Here is a 20,501-nt window from a genome sequence, read left to right on the forward strand (position 1 = left end):
TCTACTGAATCAAAAGGCTTTTTATATGGCATGCTAGAGACGTCTATTTTATTTGGACAACACATACATATTTTTATAGAGGTAGGGTAAAAGATGGATAGATACTACTACTTATGCAATTGTATGAGCAGTAATTTTAAGTATTTTTTACTAAATAATAGATTGAAAATAAATTCCACATATTTTTAATTGTGTTTAGGAAAGAAGATTTGTATAATATTTGTATAATAAATGTATAACTATTAGGGGGTTTATCATGCGAAAGCGTGTTATTGTAATTGGAGCAGGTCCAGGTGGTTTAGCGGCAGCTATGCTATTAGCAGGTCATGGGTATCAAGTAGATGTATTCGAAAAACAGCCGTACGTTGGTGGACGAAATGCTTCCATTCATATTAATGGATTTACCTTTGATATGGGTCCAACGTTTCTCAGCATGCCTCAAATTTTTGAAGAGCTGTTTGAATCTGTAAATCGAAACGCATACGATTATATGGATTTAAAGCGGTTGAATATGATGTATGAGCTAATATTTGATCGCTATAATATAAAGATGACGGATAATCATGAAGAAATGAAGCGGGAGATCGAGCGCGTTTTTCCAGGAAACGGCGAAGGGTACGATCGTTTTATGAAAGAAACAGAAGAGAAAATGAATGCACTTATGCCTCTGTTGCAAGGTCAGATGGATCGATATCATCACTATTTAAAGCCGGAAGCGTTAAAGGCTTTACCGCATCTATCGCTTGGTAAAACATTATACGACGTATTGAGCTCTTATTTTACCGAAGAAGAGCTGCGCTTAGCTTTTACATTTCAATCGAAGTATTTAGGAATGTCACCTTGGGAGTGTCCCGGTGCTTTTTCAATTTTGTCATTTATGGAGCACGCATACGGTGTTTTTCATCCAATTGGTGGCGTTAATCAGTTGTCTAAAGCAATGGCGAAGGTGATTCAAGAACATGGAGGAACCATCCATCTCAATCGAGGGGTAAAGAAAATATTAGTTGAAAATAAACAAGCCAAAGGTGTACTTCTTGAAAATGGAGAGGAAGTATTTGCTGATCAAGTGGTGGTAAATGGAGATTTTGCTCATGCTATGACGAATTTATTTGATGAAGGCGTTTTGAGAAAATATAAACCTGAAAAATTAGCAAAGAAAAAATATTCATGCTCAACTTTTATGATTTACTTAGGAATCGATAAGCAATTTGATTTACCTCATCATACAATTGTGTTTTCAAAAGATTACAAGAAAAATGTAGAGGAAATTACGAAAAGCTTACTGCTTTCAGAAGATCCTTCCATTTATATTCATAACCCAGTTGTAACGGACAAAACACTAGCGCCTGAAGGGAAGTCTGCTTTATATATTTTAGCACCCGTTCCAAATAATTTTAGTGAAATTGAATGGGATGAGAAGCAAAAAGAATTTCGTGATCTTATCTTAAAAATCGTAGCGCAAAAAACGGGCTTTAAAAACTTAGAGGCGCATATTGAAGTCGAAAAAATCTTATCACCAAAGCAGTGGGAAGAAGATGTACTTGTATACAAAGGGGCAACATTTAATTTAGGACATCAGCTGTCACAAATGATGGTCTTGCGTCCCCATAATCAATTTGAAGAAGTGAAAAACTGCTGGCTTGTTGGTGGAGGAACACATCCAGGTAGCGGATTGCCTACTATTTTAGAGTCAGCGCGCATTACGGCAAAAGCAATCTTAAAGAAAGATCAACAGCTATTAAATGAACCATATAAAACAACGAATGAATTGGAGAGAGCCTTATGAAAATAGGAATTGTTGGAGGAGGTATAGGAGGTTTAACAACCGCTTTACTGTTGGCAAAGCAAGGGTTTCAAATCGATATATTTGAGAAAGAAAATCGGTTGGGAGGCCGTTTAGCGTTTGTTGAACACAATGGTTATCGCATCGATGAAGGACCAACAATTGTTTTATTACCAAAAATGCTAACAACAATTCTAGAGGAAGCAGGAATATCTTCAGACCAGTACGAATTAATCCAGTGTGATCCTCTTTACAAAATTCACTTTTCTGATGGTACAACATATACCAAGAGAGCTAAAGAAGAAGAGCAACTACGTGAAATTGAACGTTCGTTTCCGGGTGAATCCGAAAATTATAAACGTTTTATGATTGATATGAAAAAACGCTTTGAAGTGGGAGAGAAAGCCTTTTTGCAAAAGTCTTTCGTAAATAAATGGGATTTTTGGACGTGGCAAAATGTAAAGTTTTTAAAGCAGCTAAATGCTAATCAGTCTATGCATAAATTTGTGTCACGTTATTTTAATGATGAGCGCTTAGCTAGTGCTTATGCTTTACAATCTCTCTATATTGGTGGCAACCCCTATTCATCACCAGCAATTTATTCATTAATTCCATATAGTGAGCATGCTCATGGCATTTTTTATGTGAAGGGGGGCTATGCAAGCTTAGTTCCAGTACTAGAGAAAGCTTTAAAAAAAGCTGGTGTGCAAATTCATTTAAATGCGCCTGTAGATGAGCTAATTATTGAAGAGAATGAAGCTAAAGGTTTAAAAGTACGCGGTGAAATTAATGAATTTGACTCCGTGGTTTTAAACGGTGACTTTCCAAGTATGGCAAAAGTCTCAAAAGTAAAAGAAAAGAAATATGTACCTTCTTCAAGTTGCTTATTATTTTACTTTGGATTAAATAAGCGGTACGCTCATAGTAATATACATCAGTATTTTATGGGACAGGATTTCAATGAGCATATGGATCAAGTATTTAAGAATAAAACTGTTCCAACTGACCCTGCTATTTACACGTTTTATCCGTCTCTTATTGATGACACTCTTGCGCCGAAAGGAAAAGGTGTACTTTATGCGCTTGTTCCAGTACCCTCGGGTCATGACATTGATTGGGATACAGAATCCGCATTTATGGACCGAATAATTGATACGCTGGAGCAAAAAGGGTTCCCTGGCTTGCGACAAGCAATTGAATGGAAGCAAATTCGTACACCAAAGGATGCTTACGAATTTGGATTGTATGAAGGAGGTTCTTTTGGAATTGCGCCAGAGCTTTTTCAATCCGGTGTGTTTCGTCCACAGCTTCAACCCTACGAGTACAAAAATGTATACGCCGTTGGAGCGTCCATTCACCCTGGTGGAGGAGTACCTATTGTGATGCAAGGTGCTAAACTGCTAGCGGACTCGTTGGTTCAAGCATCTCATCAATCGTTTGAAAAGTTGTCATAAGTGAACATCATGAAAGATGGTAGACTGTATTGAATATTAATTATCCTTTTAAAACGAGAGGAGTAACGACTATGAGCCTACTATTAACGGAAGCTTATAAACAATGTGAAGTAATTATTGCAGCGAATTCGAAAACATTCTATAAGGCTTTTTCCATGTTGCCATCTAAACAAAAGAACGCGGTTTGGGCTGTTTATGCATTCTGTCGCCAAGTGGATGATATTGTCGATGAAGGAAACAACCCGAAAGCAGAATTAGAGCATTTTAAAGCGCAGTTCTCTAGATTTAGAAAGGGAGAATCGATAGATACAGCGATGTGGATTGCTTTAAGAGATGTATTTGATCAGTACGAAATGAATGAAAAAGCTTTTGAAGATATGGTTATTGGTCAAGAGATGGATTTAGTGAAGCATGAATATGAAACGCTTAACGAAGTTAAATTGTATTCTTATCATGTTGCTAGTACAGTAGGTTTAATGCTATTGCCGATACTAGCTCCGAAAACGCATCGCGAATTGGAAGCAGATGCAGTTTCTCTTGGAATTGCGATGCAAATTACAAATATCTTACGTGATATAGGAGAAGATCTAGAACGGAAGCGAGTATACTTACCAAAAGATATCATGGAAGAGAAAGGCTATACGATGGAGATGCTTTATAATCAAGAAGTTAACCCTGCATTTGTTTCAATGTGGGAAGAACTTGCGACTGAAGCAGAGCGGCTTTATGAAGAAGGATTACAGTCTCTTCACAAATACCCAATTTCTTCACGGCTTCCTTTAAAAGGAGCTGCCCATTTGTATCGAGCGATCTTAGAGAAAATTCGAAAAGAAGAATATCGTGTATTTACTCAAAAGCATTACGTAACAAGTCTACAAAAACAAACGATTTTAACATCAATTTCCTAAAAAAGCGAGTAGTTGAACTACTTGCTTTTTTGTGTCTAAAAACATAATAAAATTCAATTTTTTTACAATAAATACAAACTTTTCTCTTAAAAATTTAATGATAACGATTACATAACGTGTTTTTGAAAAAAATCTTATTTTTTATTGAAATTAGCTTGAATTTTTTGAAAAATCATCATATGATATTAAACATAACATACAATGTAATAAAATCTTACATCAAAACAGGGGGAACGATGAATGAAGAAGGTGGAAGCAATTATCCGTCCAGAAAAGTTTCAGTCGTTACGTGAGAAGTTAGAAGAAGTGGGAATTAACGGTTTAACCGTTTCAGAAGTTGCAGGCTGTGGTCAACAAAAGGGAGAGCAAGGACTATTTAGAGGTCAAAGTTTTGAAATTAAGCTCGTTCCTAAAGTGAAGGTTGAAATGGTTGTAGAAGCCGAACACGTTGATGAAATTATCAAAATCGTTCAATCTACGTGCTCCACAAACCAAATTGGTGACGGTAAGATTTTTGTATATTCAATTGAAGATGCAGTTCGTATTCGCACAGGCGAAGCGGGTTTACAAGCTATATTATAAAAACAGTCTGAAAGGATGATCATTGTATGAAGAAGAAAATAGGTGCTTTGTTGATGTTAGGTTTATTAACATCAACGACAGCTTACGCTGCAGATCCAACAGTGGAATCGGTCAGTGCTTCAATCGATATGATGTGGGTCATGTTTGGAGCGGTACTAGTATTCTTAATGCATGCAGGCTTCGCCATGGTAGAGACAGGTTTTACACGTTCTAAAAACGCATTAAACATCTTGATGAAAAATATGCTCACAGTGGCAATTTCGTCAGTCCTATATTTTGTTATTGGTTTTGCTTTAATGTTTGGAGATTCAAGCGGTGGCTTTATTGGAACAAGTGGATTTTTCTTAAATGGTCAAAGTGATCAAATGAGTTTCTTTGTATTCCAAATTGTATTTGCTGCTACATGTGCAACGATTATTTCAGGTGCTGTTGCAGAACGTATGAAGTTATCGAGCTATATGTTGTTAACGATTGTAATGGTAGCCGTTATCTATCCGGTTGTAGGCCACTGGATTTGGGGTGGTGGCTGGTTATCAGAACTAGGCTTTGTTGACTTTGCAGGCTCAACAGTTGTCCACTTAACAGGTGCATTAGGTGCAGTCGTTGCAGTTTCATTCTTAGGAGCACGTCTTGGTAAATATGGTAAAGATGGTTCTGTAAATGCAATTCAAGGACATAATATTCCTCTTGGAGCGCTAGGCGTATTCATTTTATGGTTTGGTTGGTTTGGGTTTAATGGTGGAAGTACACTAGCTGCTGATCCTTCACTAGTGCCTTCAATTATCGCTACAACGTTAATGTCAGCATCGTGTGGAGTATTATCTTCAGCTCTTTATACGAAGCTACGTTATAAGCGTATAGATGCAAGTTTAACGTTAAATGGTGCTTTAGCTGGATTAGTTGGTATTACAGCTGGAACAGCAAATGTATCAATTCCAGGTGCAATCGTAATTGGTTTAATCTCCGGTGTAATTCTTGTTGAAGCTGTTAATATTATCGATAGTAAAATGAAGCTAGATGATCCCGTTGGAGCAATTACAGTTCATGGTGTATGTGGAATTTGGGGAACGTTAGCAGTTGGGCTATTTGATACAGCAAATGGGTTGTTCTACGGTGGAGGCGCTCAATTACTTGGAGTTCAAGCAATTGGTATCCTAGCGGTTATGGCTTGGACAATGGGGACAGTTGGAATTTTCTTATTCCTCTTAACAAGAATTACATCTATTCGTGTATCAAGTGAAGAGGAAATTGCTGGTCTAGATTTTGCAGAGCATGGCTCATCAGCTTACGAATTCCGTGAAAACTTATTATCTAAAGGAAATTCGGATATCAACCCAGAATTCGGATTAGGGCTGATTGACCGCTTAAACAGCGTTGGAAAAAGCTCTAGTAAAGTAAATAGCGGTGTGAAGGAATCGGTTTAGAAAGATGTTGAGCTAGGTGTTTATCACCTAGCTTTTTTTGTGTGTTAATAAGAGTTGATAAGAAAGCGTTGACGTTTAATTGTTAAAAGCGATACTCTAGAGAAAAGGCTCTATGACAGGGGAGATGAGGAGTGGGGAGAAAATTGATTAGCTTGCTGTTAGGAATGCTGTTTGTTAGCTTTATTCCTGTACAAGCTGATGCAAGAGAACCAATTAAAGACGAGATTATGTATCATGTGATGGTGAATCGTTTTCAAAACGGAGACGAGCGTAATGACTTGAACGTAGACTATAATAATCCTCTCAGTTTTTACGGTGGAGATATAAAAGGACTGCAAAACCGAATTCCATACATAAAGGACATGGGGTTTACAACGATTATTATAACGCCAGTATTTAAAAACGATGAACGTGGATACCACGGTTATAACGTTACCGACCATTATCAAATGGATGAGCGCTTTGGAACGTTGCCACAAATGAAACAATTTATTGAACAAGCTCATAAAGAAAAAATGAAAGTGGTAATGGAACTGCCTTTAACAATTAGTGAAAAACACCCGATGCTCAAAGATTCCAGTAAGAACGATTGGTTCACTAAGCAAGGAGAAACGATAAGTTTAAAAAGTGATCAACCTGGTGTGCAAGCATATATAGAAGATGTCGGAGAGTGGTGGATTAAACAGACAAATTTAGATGGCTACTATTTAACTGATATCAATGATTTTCCAGCGGCTTTTGTAAATCGATTGTCAGAACAATTTAAGCATGAGAAAAAGGGTTTTTATTTAATTGGTGAAGGTAAAAATGGAGAAGATATAAAATCTCGCTCATTAGATTTATTTGTGAACCAAGAGCAATCAATTGAACAAGCAAAAGAATTAAGTAGAAGCGGTTCATTTCCTCAGCTAAGCAATCATTTTAATCAAGTTGGCGGTGCTTTCTTAGACAGTCCGCGAACGGAGCGTTTCACGCGAACCATACTCCAGGCTAGCGAGCATCCAGTGGTGCGTACTAAGCAAGCATTAACGTATTTATATTTGTCTTCTTCAGTGCCTATTGTTTATTATGGTACAGAAATTGCGCTAGACGGGGGCAAAGGAACTGACGCGCATCGTCTGATGAATTTTCAATCGAACCCGGAAATTATTGAGTATATCACAAAGTTGGCAGGAGTGAGAGCTGAACTTATGTCCGTCCGTCAAGGCGAGGTCACTCAACTTTCAAATGACAAAGGAATGGGCGTGTACCTTTATAAAGATGAAGGTGAGCAAGCGCTGTTTGTGATAAATAATAATTCCCGTGCACAAGTTGTTCAAATAGAAGAAAAAGAAATCGGTGAAGATCAAGAGCTAAGAGGCCTTGTAGAGGGCGGCATCATCCGAGCTCGAAATGGACAGTATAGCATACAACTAGATTCAGATTCTTCTAATATATATCGAATAGCTAAAGATAAAGGAGTTAATATATGGTATATTAGTATGATGGTTTTTGTTTATGGCGGCTTTTTGATTTTTTTAATTGCAGCTTCTAAAAAAAGAAAAAAACGTAAGTTAACCAATGCTGAAAAACAATAGGATTTTCAATCGTTTGATGATACTATTTGATTATAAAATGTCAGCGCTATCAAGTGATGAAGAGATGATCATATAGGAGGGGACATACGGTGAGCGTAACAATAAAAGATGTAGCAAATTTAGCAAAGGTAGCTCCTTCTACAGTCTCACGCGTAATTGCAAATAGTTCAAGAATTAGTGAGAAAACAAAACAACGAGTACGTGAAGCGATGGAAGAGTTAGGCTATCATCCTAATATCATTGCTCGTAATTTAGCTAATAAAACAACAGAAGCAATTGGTATAGTGATGCCAAGCTCTGCTGGGAACGTTTTTCAAAATCCATTTTTCCCAGAAGTGCTACGCGGGATTAGTACAGGTGCTCACGAAAAAAAGCGAGCTATTTATATGTCAACTGGTGAAGCGGAATCAGAAATTTTAAGAGAAGTAATGCAAATGGTACAAGGGAGAAGAGTAGACGGACTAATTCTCTTATATTCTAAAATTGATGATCCAGTATTAGCGTATTTACAGGAGCAAAATATTCCGTTTGTTGTAGTTGGAAAGCCATTCAAAAATAGTGAGCATATCACGTATGTAGACAACGATAACTTTAAAGCAGCAAAAGAAGCAACAGAATACTTAATTGAACTAGGGCATAATCGAATTGCGTTTATTGGAGGTAGTTTAGATCTTGTTGTAACGATTGATCGTTTAACAGGTTACGATAAAGCAATACAAGGAGCCGGGATTCCCTATCGTAGTGAATATGTAATTCATGAAGAATTTTTACAAGAAGGTGGGAAAGAAGCTGTTTGTGAGTTATTAAGTTTAAAAGAACGACCAACTGCTCTCGTTGTAGCTGATGATTTAATGGCTTTAGGTGTACTCAATACCCTTGATGAGATTGGAATTTCAGTCCCAGAAGATATGTCCATTATTAGCTTCAATAATGTACTAATTGCTGAAATGGCAAGACCCGCACTTACATCGATTGATATTAATATCTTTGAATTAGGCTATCAGGCTGTCCGTAGCTTGACGAAAAAAATTGAAGCGTCTTCTCAACCAATTGAAAGTATTCGTATTCCACATTCAATTGTAACAAGGCACTCATGTAAAAAGCGGTAATAGGTAAGAAACGACTGTATATATACAGTCGTTTTTTCTATTAATGAAACGTTTGTTTAAATGTCAAAAACCTTGTGGTAGTAAGTGCGAATAAGATTACGCAAAAAAATTTTGCTTATTAACAAAAACTTTTTTTGCATGCAAATATTTTTTGCTATTAATTTGAGCTTAATTTCTTGAAAAATAAGAAAAAAACGGAGATACGCATGTTGGCATCAATCTTGCAATAAAGATTAGTGAGTAGAAAAGTTAATCTTAGGAGGTATTTACATGGTACGTACATATCAACATGAACCATTTACTAATTTTAAAGATGAAAAGAATCAACAGCTATTTCAAGAAGCTTTATCATACGTGAGTACACAATTGGGAAAAACATACCCACTTATTATTAACGGTGAGCGTATTGAAACAGAAGAAAAAACAACGTCTATTAACCCTTCAAACAAGACAGAAGTAATTGGCTACGTCTCATTAGCAAATCAAGAGCTAGCTGAAAAAGCAATGAATGCGGCGTTAGAGGCTTTTGAAGAATGGAAAAAGTGGAAAGCTGAAGATCGAGCAAATATTTTATTCCGCGCAGCAGCAATGCTAAGACGCCGTAAGCACGAATTTTCTGCCTATTTAGTAAAAGAAGCTGGAAAGCCTTGGAACGAAGCAGATGCAGATACAGCAGAAGCTATTGACTTCATCGAATATTATGCAAGGCAAATGCTGGAGCTTACAAAAGGACAGCCGGTTAACAGCCGTCCAGGTGAATATAATCAGTATAACTATGTTCCGTTAGGTGTGGGTATCATTATTTCACCTTTTAACTTTCCGTTAGCAATTATGGCTGGAACGGCAATTGCAGCCATTGTGAGTGGAAACACTATTTTACTAAAACCAGCTGATGCAACGCCGGTTATTGCTGCTAAATTTGTAGAGCTCATGGAAGAAGCAGGTTTGCCAAAAGGTGTTCTTAACTTTACTCCTGGTAAAGGATCTATTATTGGAGATTATTTAGTTGAACATCCAAAAACAAGATTTGTTTCGTTTACGGGTTCTCGAGAAGTGGGATGTCGTATTTATGAACGCGCAGCGAAAGTACAACCAGGCCAAATTTGGCTAAAGCGTGTGATTGCAGAAATGGGTGGTAAGGATACGGTATTGGTTGATCGCGATGCCGATTTAGAGTTAGCTGCTTCATCCATCGTTTACTCTGCTTTTGGTTTTTCTGGTCAAAAGTGTTCAGCAGGATCAAGAGCCGTTATTCATGAAGACGTATATGATGAGGTTGTCGAAAAGGTTGTCTCTTTAACACAAACTTTAACAGTCGGGAATCCAGAGAGCGTAGATACGTACATGGGACCAGTTATTCACCAAGCATCGTTTGATAAAATTATGAGTTACATTGAGATTGGTAGAACAGAAGGAGATTTATTAGTAGGAGGAGAAGGAGACTCATCTAACGGTTTCTTTGTCCAGCCAACTGTATTTGGAAACGTAGACCAAGACGCTCGTTTAATGAAGGAAGAAATTTTCGGGCCAGTTGTGGCAATTTGTAAAGCAAGAGACTTTGATCACATGTTAGAAGTTGCAAACAATACAGATTATGGATTAACAGGCGCAGTCCTATCGAATACGCGTGCTAATATCGAGCGTGCGCGCGAAGAGTTTCATGTTGGAAACTTATATTTTAATAGAGGGTGTACGGGAGCGATTGTTGGTTATCAGCCATTTGGTGGGTTCAATATGTCAGGCACTGACTCAAAGGCTGGTGGTCCTGATTATTTATTACTTCATATGCAGGCGAAAACAACATCTGAAATGTTCTAATCACATACGTAAGATAAAATGAAGGAGGATGACTTGAATGGTACAGGTAAAACAAACAGACACAATTATTCAACAAACGGAAAGATTTGGCGCAAATAACTATCATCCACTACCAATTGTTATTGAAAAAGCAGAAGGAGTGTGGGTGCATGATCCAGAAAATAATAGATATATGGATATGCTGAGCGCGTATTCAGCGGTTAACCAAGGGCATCGTCACCCTAAAATTATTGAAGCACTAAAGCGTCAAGCAGATAAAGTTACGTTAACGTCACGCGCTTTTCATAATGACCAGTTAGGTCCATGGTATGAGAAAATTTGTAAAATGACAAATAAAAATATGGCACTACCGATGAATACGGGAGCCGAAGCGGTTGAAACAGCAGTTAAAGCTGCTCGTCGTTGGGCTTATGATGTAAAAGGCGTTGCTGAAAATCAAGCACAAATTATTGCTTGTGAAGGGAATTTCCATGGCCGTACAATGACTGCTGTTTCGCTATCATCAGAAGCAGAGTATAAGCGAGGATTCGGTCCGATGCTACCAGGGATTAAAACAATTCCATATGGTGATTTAGAAGCATTAAAAGCTGCTATTACACCAAATACAGCAGCGTTTCTTATTGAACCGATTCAAGGTGAAGCAGGGATAGTGCTTCCGCCAGAAGGATTCCTAAAAGCAGCCTTTGATCTTTGTAAAGAAAATAACGTTCTCTTCATTGCAGATGAAATTCAAGTAGGGTTGGCTCGCACTGGTAAGCTATTTGCTTACGAGTGGGAAGGTTTTGAACCTGACATGCTGATTTTAGGAAAAGCATTAGGAGGAGGCGTGTTCCCAATTTCATGCGTTGTTGCAAATGATGATATCTTAGGTGTATTTAATCCAGGATCGCACGGTTCTACGTTTGGAGGAAATCCACTCGCTTGTGCTGTTTCCCTAGCATCGTTAGAAGTAATTGAAGAAGAAGAATTAGCAAACCGCTCATTAGAATTAGGCAATTACTTCAAAGAAGAGCTAAATAAAATTGGAAACCCGATTATTAAAGAAGTTCGCGGTCGCGGTCTATTTATTGGTGTAGAGCTATACGAAGCAGCTCGACCATATTGTGAAAAATTAAAAGCAGAAGGTCTTTTATGTAAAGAAACGCATCACACAGTTATTCGATTTGCTCCACCGCTCACAATTTCAAAAGAAGAGCTTGATTGGGCAATTGAGCGAATTCAAAAAGTATTTTATGCCTAAAAAGCCCAGTCGTACGGTGTTAAACCGTGCGGCTGAGCTTTTTTATAATAGAAGGAGATGTTGCGAATATGTATGAACAACTTGCTCACTTGTCATTAGAACAAAAAGTAGAAGTTCTTACAAAAACATTGGTAGAAATCGAAAGCGTCAATGGAACAGAAGGAGAGGAGAAGCTTGCTGAATTTGTAAAAGAGTTACTTCAAACATTTCCTTATTTTAGTGAAAATCCTCATCATCTATGGATACAACATGTTCCTCATGACCCCGTGAACCGGAAAAATGTTTTTGCATTTGTGAAAGGCGCAAAGCAATCAGCAAAAACCATTGTATACCATGCGCATTTAGATACAGTGGGGATAGATGATTATGGACATCTTAAGCATATTGCATACGATGCTGATGAATTAAAGACATATTTCATGATTCAGCAAAAAGATCCAGAAGTTCAAGCTGATGCAGCATCAGGTGATTGGCTGTTTGGGCGTGGAGCCCTTGATATGAAAAGTGGAATTGCCGTTCATCTTGTTAACATCCTTTACTTTACAGAAAAGATCAAGGAGCTGGAAGGAAATATCTTATTGGTCATTAATGGAGATGAAGAAAGTGAACATAGAGGAATTTTAGCTGCTGTTAAAGAATTGAAACGCTTGAAAATAAAATATCAGTTAGACTATGTAACAGCCATTAACAATGACTTTATTGCGCCTTTGTATGAAGGAGATCAAACCCGCTATCTCTATACAGGTACAGCTGGAAAAGTATTGCCATGCTTTTATGTTCATGGTCGTACGGTACACGTAGGCGATACGCTACGAGGAATTGATCCAAATGTGATTGCCTCTGAGCTTACACGAAGCATTCATAATAACATGAGCTTAGCGGAGGAGATTGAAGGTGAAATGATTTTACCACCGACTTGTCTGTACCAGAGAGATGGCAAAGAAACATATAATGTGCAGACAGCTGTATATACGCATTTGTACTTTAATTACTTCATGTATGAAAAGAAAATCAATGAAGTAACGAATGAATTGCTGAAGGTTGCACGTCAAGCATGTCAAGAGGTTGAAAACAGACTTAATCAAGCGTATGAAGATTTTTGCAGAAGAGCTCAATTGCCTAACCGCACCCTATCATTTGAGATAGAAGTTGTCACGCTACATCAATACCTTTTAGACTTACAGACACAAGGCATCGATCCGCGCCCCCATATCGAGAAAACCCTAATTAAATATGAGCTGTTAGAAGCTCGAATGAAAGCTTTTAAGTTAGTAGAAGTACTTCAAGCTTTGGATACTTCTCATAAGCCGCGAGTTATTTTGTTTTATGCACCACCTTATTTACCGCATAATCACGTCGATATAAGTACTGAAAAGGGAAATGAGGTTTTGAACGCGATACATGCTTGTGTAGAAAAGTTCACATCTGAAACGAATGAGCAATTCGAAGTGCGAAAGTTTTTCCCTTATCTATCTGATGGAAGTTTTTTGTCATTTTCAGAAACAAACGAAGAAATACATTCGTTCACGAGGAACTTTCCAGGTTGGGAATTTAATCAGACCATTCCGTTTCAAGAAATTAAAGAGTTGGACCTTCCGTCTATCAACCTTGGCGTATACGGAAAAGATGGTCATAAATGGACGGAAAGAGTCTATAAGCCTTATTCATTTAAGATTTTACCTCAATTTATCCAACAGGTGACAACGGAGCTGTTGAAAGCGAAATAAGGCAGAAGCCTTATTTCGTAATGTTCAAACGGCGCATTCGATATTGTAAGCTCTGCCTGCTCATTCCTAGTGCCTTAGCTGTCTGAGAAATGTTGTCATCATGTTGCTCTAGTGCTTCTTTAATACAGTGAGCTTCAAACTGCAAAAGCTGACTTTTTAAGGGGACATAAGCTTGATCTTCGTTCCGGACATGGCTTATCACTCTGGTATTAACAGGCGGAAGGAAGCGATTTTGATACTGGAATGGTAAGTGATGGTAGTGGATTTCCTCTTCACCAATCATCAAGTTCATCGCACCTTCAATAACGTGTTCTAACTCTCTAACGTTACCAGGCCATTCGTAATGTAAAAAAGATGACATGACTCGCTCATCAATTCCCATTACCTCCATTTGAAAGCGATCGTTGTACTTTTGAATAAATGTTTTAACGAGCGCTGGTATATCTTCTTTACGCTCTCTTAGAGGTGGAATCTGTATCGTGACAACCCCTAAGCGATAGTATAAGTCTTTTCGTAATCGATGTTCGTTAATAGCATTAATAGGGTCTTCGTTCATATTAGCGATAATACGAACATCTATCGTTCTTTCTTTCGTGTCGCCAATGCGACGAATCGTTTTTTCCTGCAAAACACGAAGCAGCTTCGCTTGAAGATTTGTAGGAAGCGAATTTATTTCATCTAATAGTAAAGTTCCTCCATTAGCTTGTTCAAAAAGTCCAGGCTGGTCTGCTGCGCCTGTAAAAGCACCTCGAACTGTTCCAAAAAGGAGGCTTTCCATTAAAGTATCTGGAATTGCAGCACAGTTTTGTGAAATAAACGGTTTAGCCGATCGACTGCTTCCATTATGTATGCTTTGAGCAAACAATTCTTTTCCCGTGCCTGTGTCACCTACAATTAAAACGGATGAAGGAGTGCGCGTGGCTCGTTTCGCGACATTTACTACATCTTGCATAGCTGTACTGCTACCGATAATCTGCTCAAATGTTATCATTTTTGGCTCTCGATGTCGGTTGTTCTCACGGATAAGCTTCTCAAGCTGAGTTACATCTTTCGCAATTTCAACTGCGCCTTTAATTTTCCCATTATCAATGATTGGAAATGTGTTATTGATGGTCGTAATTTCTTTTCCTTTATTGTTGAAATACGTTTGTTTTACGTTAATAGTTGATTTACCCTCACGTAGAGCTTTGACAAGCGTACTCTCTTGATTATCTTGAAACATGAAAACATCCAGCACGTTCTTGTGAAGCACATCGTGCTTTTCCATGGATTCCATTTGCATCATTTGTTCATTATAAATAATGGTTGTACCATGTTCATCAATTGCATGAATACCAGCATCAACCTCATTAATAATTTTTTCGAAGATGGACTGAACCAGCGGTGTAGAATAGTTAGACTTTGTCATTTCCTCAATCCCCTTTAAAGCAGCATCGTATCATCTATTATTTAAGCAGATATGTCTTTTATATGCAAAAAGAAGAAGCTGTAGAGAAGTCTACAGCTTCAATAACAAATTATCCATTTACAATGGTTCCACCGTTTATATGGATAACTTGTCCAGATATATAAGATGAATCGCTGCTTGCTAAAAATACATAAGCAGGTCCAAGCTCAGAAGGCTGACCAGCACGCTGCATCGGCGTGTCTGCTCCAAATGAAGCTACTTGCTGTTCATCAAATGTTGAAGGGATAAGAGGTGTCCAAATAGGTCCAGGAGCAACGCCATTTACTCGAATCCCTTTTGCTGCTAATGATGCTGACAAAGAGCGAGTGAATGATACAATGGCTCCTTTTGTTGATGAGTAATCAATAAGCTGATCGTGACCATGATAAGCAGTCACAGACGTTGTATTAATAATAGAACTTCCTTTTTTTAAGTGAGGCATCGCTGCTTTTGTAAAATAAAAGAATGAGAAAATATTTGTTTGAAACGTTCGCTGTAGCTGTTCTGCACTAATCTGTGTAATATCTTTTTGAGGATGCTGCTCAGCTGCGTTATTTACCAAGATATCAAGTTGTCCAAACTTCTGAACGGCTTCATGAACCACTTTTTCACAAAACAGCTCTTCACCGATATCTCCAGAAAGAGCTAAGCACGACACCCCACATTCTTCAATGGTCTTTTTCGTTTCACCTGCATCGTCATGCTCATCTAAATACGTAAGAACAATATTGGCACCCTCCTTTGCGAAATGGTATGCAACCGAACGTCCAATACCGCTGTCACCTCCTGTAATAATCGCTACTTTTCCAGAAAGTTTTCCACTGGCTTTATAGTCTGTGGAAATAGAAGTTGGTTTTGGATTCATTTCTGATTCAATGCCAGGTTGTGTTTGCTGATGCTGTGGGGGAAAGGTTTGTTTTTGCTGTTGTTGACTCATTTGCTCATACACTCCTTTAAAAGTAATTGATGATATTGAACGTAAATAGTATGCGTGGTGCTAGAATAAGTATGCGTAAAGGAAAAAAAGACCAATAGCATAGCTACTGGTCTTTACCCTTAATGATAATGAATAAACTTAGCGATAATTAATAAACTGCACGTCAATTGATAAATCTGCTTCTCTAATTGCGGCAATGACTTGTTGTAGATCATCGCGGCTTTTAGCGCTTACACGCAGCTGATCATCTTGAATCTGGCTCTTTACTTTTAATCCGCTTTTTTTGATTAGAGCAGTAATCTTTTTAGCATTTTCTTTATCGATACCTTGAATCAGCTTACCGCGCTGGCGGACTGTACCACCTGAAGCGTTCTCAACTTTACCATATTCAATATTCTTTGTTGGTACACCGCGCTTAATTAATTTTGAAACCATAACATCCTTCAGTTGTTCCAGCTTAAACTCATCATCTGAAACTAATACGAGCTCTTCCTTATCAACAGAAATGTCGCTTTTGCTTCCTTTAAAATCATAGCGGTTTCGAATTTCTTTTAAAGCCATTGTGATTCCATTTGTTACTTCTTGTAAGTCAACCTGTGATACTACGTCAAATGAGCTATCTTTTGCCATAGAATCCTCCTTGTTTTTTTCTTTAATTATAAATAAAACGAAAAGGGGATACAACTGATATTGAACAAGCATCTTGAAATTGATACAATACAATTTTGAACGTTTGTTTTCGTAGTGTAGAATCAATGATGAGAGTACAATTCGATTATAAAAGGAATAAATGAACTTCACATAAAGGATGGATAAAAAATGAGTAGAGTAGAACCAGGCCAAAGAGCATATTTGACTGTAAGCCGTGAAACGCCGATGGGATATATGCTTGATAGCGAAGATGGAGAGATTCTTCTTCATAAAAATGAAACAACGCAAGAGTTAGCAGAACAAGAAGAAGTAGAAGTGTTTGTATACTTAGATAACCAAAGTCGACTAACAGCTACGATGCATATGCCAGTTGTTGAAGAGGGAACGTATGCGTGGGTTGAAGTAGTTGACGTAAATGATGATTTAGGTGTATTTGTGGATATCGGTATGAGCAAAGACATGCTTATCGGTTCAACGGACCTTCCAGCTCTAGAGAGCCTGTGGCCTGATGTAGGCAACAAGCTTTATTGTACGATGAAAATATCAAAGCGTGGAAAAATTTATGGCAAAGTTGCCACAGATGACGTTATGAAAGCAATGGCTAAGCCAGCTCCAAGTCATCTGTTTAATCGCGAAGTCACGGGTCGTATCTATCGCGTGCTACGAGTAGGGTCTTTTATTATGACAGAAGAAGGTTATGTTGGATTTATTCACGAATCAGAACGTAAGGAAGAGCCGAAGATTGGAGCGCTTGTAACGGGACGTGTTGTGAATGTAAAAGAAGACGGTACATTGAATGTTTCGTTACTACCCCGAAAACAAGAAAGTATGGATGAAGATGCGCAGGTGTTATACGATTACATGGAAAGTCGCGGAGGCGTTATGCCATTTTGGGATAAAAGTTACCCAGAAGATATTCGTACACGTTTTAATATGAGTAAAGCAGCGTTTAAGCGCGCCTTAGGAAAGCTAATGAAAGAAGACAAGGTGTATCAAGAAGAAGGCTGGACATACTTTAAAAAAGATAAATAAAGACGAAACAAAACCGCTTGGAACCATCCAAGCGGTTTTGTCATGAATTTATAGGTGATCTGTCTTTTTAGAAAATGAATGTTTTCCTGCTTGTCGATTTCTTTGTTCATGTAGATTCTTTTGTTCTTGCTTTGCTTGATTATCTTTTGCTTTTTTATCATTATCACTTGTATGAGGCATTCTAACACACACTCCTTTTTAGAACATATCGTTAGATTACCCTGAACTATAAGCATTATTCGATAATGTCGTTTAAAAAGAAAAGTGCAATCGTCCCAGGTCCAGCGTGAGAACCAACAGCTGCTCCAATCATGTTAATTAAAAACGATTTGGAGCCAAATCGCTCTTCAATTAGTACTTTTAACTGCTTAGCTGTTTCTTCATCATCACCGTGGCTAATTGCGATTGTTTGGTCCCTTAGATTTTTTGCACCGCGTTCTTCCATGATATCGACCATACGCTTTAACACTTTCTTGCGTCCTCTTAATTTTTCAATTGGAACGAGCTTACCATCTTCAACATGTAATAAAGGTTTGATATTTAGCAATCCTCCAACAAATGCAGAAGCTTTGCTTACGCGTCCACCTTGTGCAAGAAAATCAAGGTCGTCTACCGTGAAGATATGCTCCATGCTAGTCGCATATTGTTTTGTCTTTGCTACAAGTTCTTTAAAGCTGAGGCCAGTTGCCAGCTGTTGAACGGCATAGTGTACAACAAGACCCTGCCCAAGAGAAGCGCATTTTGTATCAATAATTTCTAGCTCGAAGTTAGGGTACGTTTCTAATAGTTCATTTTTAACCATCACAGCCGTTTGATAAGTTCCTGAGAGTTCAGAAGAAAATGCAATATAAACACATTGCTCGTCTAATTTGGCCAACTCTTCAAATGTTTCATATAAAGTAGTTGGAGCAGCTTGAGATGTTTTCGGCATTGCTCCTTCTCGAATGGCTTTGTATACTTCTGCAGGGTTGATTGTTTCTAAATCTAAATATTCTGTATCGCGTAAATGAACACGAAGAGGGAGTAACGAAACGTTATTTTCTTCGAAAAAAGAACGTGGTAAGTCACTAGCACTGTCTGTTAAAATTTTTATTGACATAAATGTCACCTTCCTACTACATTTATCTAAGCGTTTACTTTTTTACAGTTTGACGGAAAGAAAATAAATACAATAATAATACTAGTGTATAAGTACTGAGGAAAAAATACAATTTATGAATAATTTTTTTATAAAGTAAAAATGTTCATACTATAAAAAAAGAATGAGCAAATACTACATGTATATATAGTTTGGAGGTCTGAAACAATTGAACAAGTGGCTGGAAGTCAAAAAAATTATTGTTGTTACAGTTGGTGCTTTATTAAACGCAGTTGCTTTAAACTTATTTCTAATTCCAGCGAATGTTTATTCCAGTGGATTTACAGGAGTTGCCCAATTAATTTCAAGTGTTGTAACTGACTATACGCCATTTACAATTTCTACAGGTATTCTGCTGCTTTTATTAAACATTCCCGTAACGATTTTAGGTTGGAAAAAGGTAGGTAAGACATTTACGATTTATAGCTTCTATAGCGTCTTAGCTACAACGGTGTTTTTAGAGTTTGTACCGATTGAAGCTTTATCTCAAGACATCATTTTAAACGCGGTATTTGGAGGAGTCATTTTAGCTGTAGGAGTAGGAATTACGCTGAAGTTTGGTGCTTCAACGGGAGGGTTAGACATCATTGCTATGGTGTTATCACGTATGAAGGATAAGCCAATTGGTGGTTATTTATTTACGTTAAATGCTGTCATTATTGCAGCTGCAGGTTTGTTATATGGTGCGGAAAAATCATTATATACGTTGGTTGCTTTATATACGACGACAAGGGTCATCGATGTTATTCATACGCGCCACGTGAAAGTGACAGCTATGATTGTGACCAAAAAAGGCGAGGAGCTTAGAAAAGCCATTCATTCCAAATTAGTACGAGGTATCACTGCTGTTCCTGCAAAAGGTGGTTTTACAAATGAAGAGAAGGAAATGCTAATGATTGTTTTGACAAGGTATGAGCTGTTTGATTTAGAAAAAACCATTAAAGAGGTTGATCCTCATGCATTCACAAACATTGTACAAACGACAGGCATATTTGGGTTATTTCGCAAAGACGAATAAAAGATAAAAGCACGCTATGATATGTAGCGTGCTTTTGTCTTTGTTAATTCTTTTTCTCTAAATCTTCAGCAAGCTCATGTAGCTGTGCTTGTTCAGATGGAGAGGCATTGTTTTCAATATGAGATAACATATCTTCCGCAATTTCCATCTGACCTGCTGGTGTGTGTGATGAAGCAGCTTGCTTTGTGTTATATGTTTGATTTAAAGAATTTTCAAAATGCTGGATTTGCTCTTGTTCTTGAGGTGAAGCATCAGTCATTACGGCTTTTAACATTTCGCTTGAAATATCAAGTTCGCCGTTATGGCTTTTATGATTTTCATGATTTGACTGACCTTCTCCTTTATGATTCTCAGAGCGATTTGAAACAACATTTTGGATTGTTTCTTTTACTTGTTGAAAAAACGAATGTTTCATACGTTACTGACCTCCATGAGGAGCTTGACTTTGCTGGGCTTGAAACGCTTCAGCCTCCGCCATTGTCATATGATAAGGAATACGTTCATCATGCTTTTGTACTGAATCTGCACCTTGTTTGACAAAACGCTTTGATCGATTGCTTCTACCCATCATATCTTCCTCCTCTAAAATAAAGAAAATCGACACTTAACTAAGCGTCGATTATAGTGTGTGCAGCTTTAATGAAAAGATAGCGTAA

Annotated in this window: 19 protein-coding genes; 12 read left to right on the top strand and 7 right to left on the bottom strand. The window is 37.8% G+C overall.

Annotated elements, in window-relative coordinates; translation table 11 throughout:
* Nucleotides 1–256 precede the first annotated feature (256 nt).
* The 10 genes from crtI (NIZ91_03695) (at nt 257) to NIZ91_03740 (ending at nt 13,622) form a co-directional block, all read left to right on the top strand.
* Nucleotides 257–1,786: a phytoene desaturase family protein gene (gene crtI, locus NIZ91_03695; protein USY55771.1), complete on the top strand. Its 1,530-nt coding sequence runs from the start codon at nt 257–259 to the stop codon at nt 1,784–1,786.
* Nucleotides 1,783–3,237, top strand: a complete 1,455-nt coding sequence (gene crtI, locus NIZ91_03700) for a phytoene desaturase family protein (protein ID USY55772.1) — start codon at nt 1,783–1,785, stop codon at nt 3,235–3,237. The genes crtI (NIZ91_03695) and crtI (NIZ91_03700) overlap by 4 nt, the downstream gene beginning before the upstream one ends.
* A 71-nt stretch (nt 3,238–3,308) precedes the next feature.
* Entirely contained in the window at nt 3,309–4,145 is an 837-nt protein-coding gene (locus tag NIZ91_03705; protein USY55773.1) for a phytoene/squalene synthase family protein, read from the top strand.
* Nucleotides 4,146–4,385: 240 nt separating this feature from the next.
* On the top strand, nt 4,386–4,727 hold the full coding sequence (locus tag NIZ91_03710; GenBank protein ID USY55774.1) for a P-II family nitrogen regulator: 342 nt from the start codon (nt 4,386–4,388) through the stop codon (nt 4,725–4,727).
* A gap of 26 nt (nt 4,728–4,753) precedes the next feature.
* Entirely contained in the window at nt 4,754–6,151 is a 1,398-nt protein-coding gene (locus tag NIZ91_03715) for an ammonium transporter (protein ID USY55775.1), read from the top strand.
* Between the two features lie 131 nt (nt 6,152–6,282).
* The gene (locus tag NIZ91_03720; protein USY55776.1) at nt 6,283–7,728 is read left to right on the top strand and encodes an alpha-amylase family glycosyl hydrolase; all 1,446 of its coding nucleotides are present in this window, start codon (nt 6,283–6,285) and stop codon (nt 7,726–7,728) included.
* Between the two features lie 89 nt (nt 7,729–7,817).
* Nucleotides 7,818–8,837 (top strand): LacI family DNA-binding transcriptional regulator, encoded by a 1,020-nt coding sequence (locus NIZ91_03725; protein ID USY55777.1) that lies wholly within the window; start codon nt 7,818–7,820, stop codon nt 8,835–8,837.
* 270 nt (nt 8,838–9,107) lie between these two features.
* Nucleotides 9,108–10,655, top strand: a complete 1,548-nt coding sequence (pruA, locus tag NIZ91_03730; GenBank protein USY55778.1) for an L-glutamate gamma-semialdehyde dehydrogenase — start codon at nt 9,108–9,110, stop codon at nt 10,653–10,655.
* A gap of 37 nt (nt 10,656–10,692) precedes the next feature.
* Entirely contained in the window at nt 10,693–11,895 is a 1,203-nt protein-coding gene (locus NIZ91_03735; protein ID USY55779.1) for an ornithine--oxo-acid transaminase, read from the top strand.
* A gap of 68 nt (nt 11,896–11,963) precedes the next feature.
* The gene (locus NIZ91_03740) at nt 11,964–13,622 is read left to right on the top strand and encodes a M20/M25/M40 family metallo-hydrolase (GenBank protein ID USY55780.1); all 1,659 of its coding nucleotides are present in this window, start codon (nt 11,964–11,966) and stop codon (nt 13,620–13,622) included.
* Nucleotides 13,623–13,632: 10 nt separating this feature from the next.
* On the opposite strand, the gene NIZ91_03745 is transcribed toward NIZ91_03740, so the two are convergent.
* From NIZ91_03745 to NIZ91_03755, 3 genes are all read right to left on the bottom strand, one after another.
* Nucleotides 13,633–15,030, bottom strand: a complete 1,398-nt coding sequence (locus NIZ91_03745; protein USY55781.1) for a sigma 54-interacting transcriptional regulator — start codon at nt 15,028–15,030, stop codon at nt 13,633–13,635.
* A gap of 109 nt (nt 15,031–15,139) precedes the next feature.
* The gene (locus NIZ91_03750) at nt 15,140–16,006 is read right to left on the bottom strand and encodes an SDR family oxidoreductase (protein ID USY55782.1); all 867 of its coding nucleotides are present in this window, start codon (nt 16,004–16,006) and stop codon (nt 15,140–15,142) included.
* Nucleotides 16,007–16,144: 138 nt separating this feature from the next.
* Complete coding sequence (locus tag NIZ91_03755; GenBank protein ID USY55783.1) at nt 16,145–16,636, bottom strand: YajQ family cyclic di-GMP-binding protein; 492 nt, start codon at nt 16,634–16,636, stop codon at nt 16,145–16,147.
* Between the two features lie 189 nt (nt 16,637–16,825).
* Here NIZ91_03755 and NIZ91_03760 point away from each other — a divergent pair, with 189 nt between their 5' ends.
* Entirely contained in the window at nt 16,826–17,689 is an 864-nt protein-coding gene (locus tag NIZ91_03760; GenBank protein USY55784.1) for a S1-like domain-containing RNA-binding protein, read from the top strand.
* A 48-nt stretch (nt 17,690–17,737) separates the two neighbouring features.
* Here NIZ91_03760 and NIZ91_03765 read toward each other — a convergent pair whose 3' ends face one another.
* Nucleotides 17,738–17,869: a DUF3941 domain-containing protein gene (locus NIZ91_03765; GenBank protein ID USY55785.1), complete on the bottom strand. Its 132-nt coding sequence runs from the start codon at nt 17,867–17,869 to the stop codon at nt 17,738–17,740.
* Nucleotides 17,870–17,924: 55 nt separating this feature from the next.
* Nucleotides 17,925–18,788, bottom strand: a complete 864-nt coding sequence (locus NIZ91_03770; protein USY55786.1) for a DegV family protein — start codon at nt 18,786–18,788, stop codon at nt 17,925–17,927.
* Nucleotides 18,789–18,996: 208 nt separating this feature from the next.
* On the opposite strand from NIZ91_03770, the gene NIZ91_03775 reads away from it, so the two are divergent.
* On the top strand, nt 18,997–19,845 hold the full coding sequence (locus tag NIZ91_03775; GenBank protein ID USY55787.1) for a YitT family protein: 849 nt from the start codon (nt 18,997–18,999) through the stop codon (nt 19,843–19,845).
* Nucleotides 19,846–19,888: 43 nt separating this feature from the next.
* Here the strand turns inward: NIZ91_03775 and NIZ91_03780 are convergent, their stop codons facing one another.
* Both NIZ91_03780 and NIZ91_03785 read right to left on the bottom strand, forming a co-directional pair.
* Nucleotides 19,889–20,260 (bottom strand): hypothetical protein, encoded by a 372-nt coding sequence (locus tag NIZ91_03780; GenBank protein ID USY55788.1) that lies wholly within the window; start codon nt 20,258–20,260, stop codon nt 19,889–19,891.
* 3 nt (nt 20,261–20,263) lie between these two features.
* Nucleotides 20,264–20,416 (bottom strand): hypothetical protein, encoded by a 153-nt coding sequence (locus NIZ91_03785; protein USY57254.1) that lies wholly within the window; start codon nt 20,414–20,416, stop codon nt 20,264–20,266.
* Between the last annotated feature and the right edge of the window lie 85 nt (nt 20,417–20,501).

The sequence above is a fragment of the Bacillus sp. 1780r2a1 genome, assembly GCA_024134725.1.
GTDB classification, from domain to species: domain Bacteria; phylum Bacillota; class Bacilli; order Bacillales; family Bacillaceae_H; genus Priestia; species Priestia aryabhattai_A.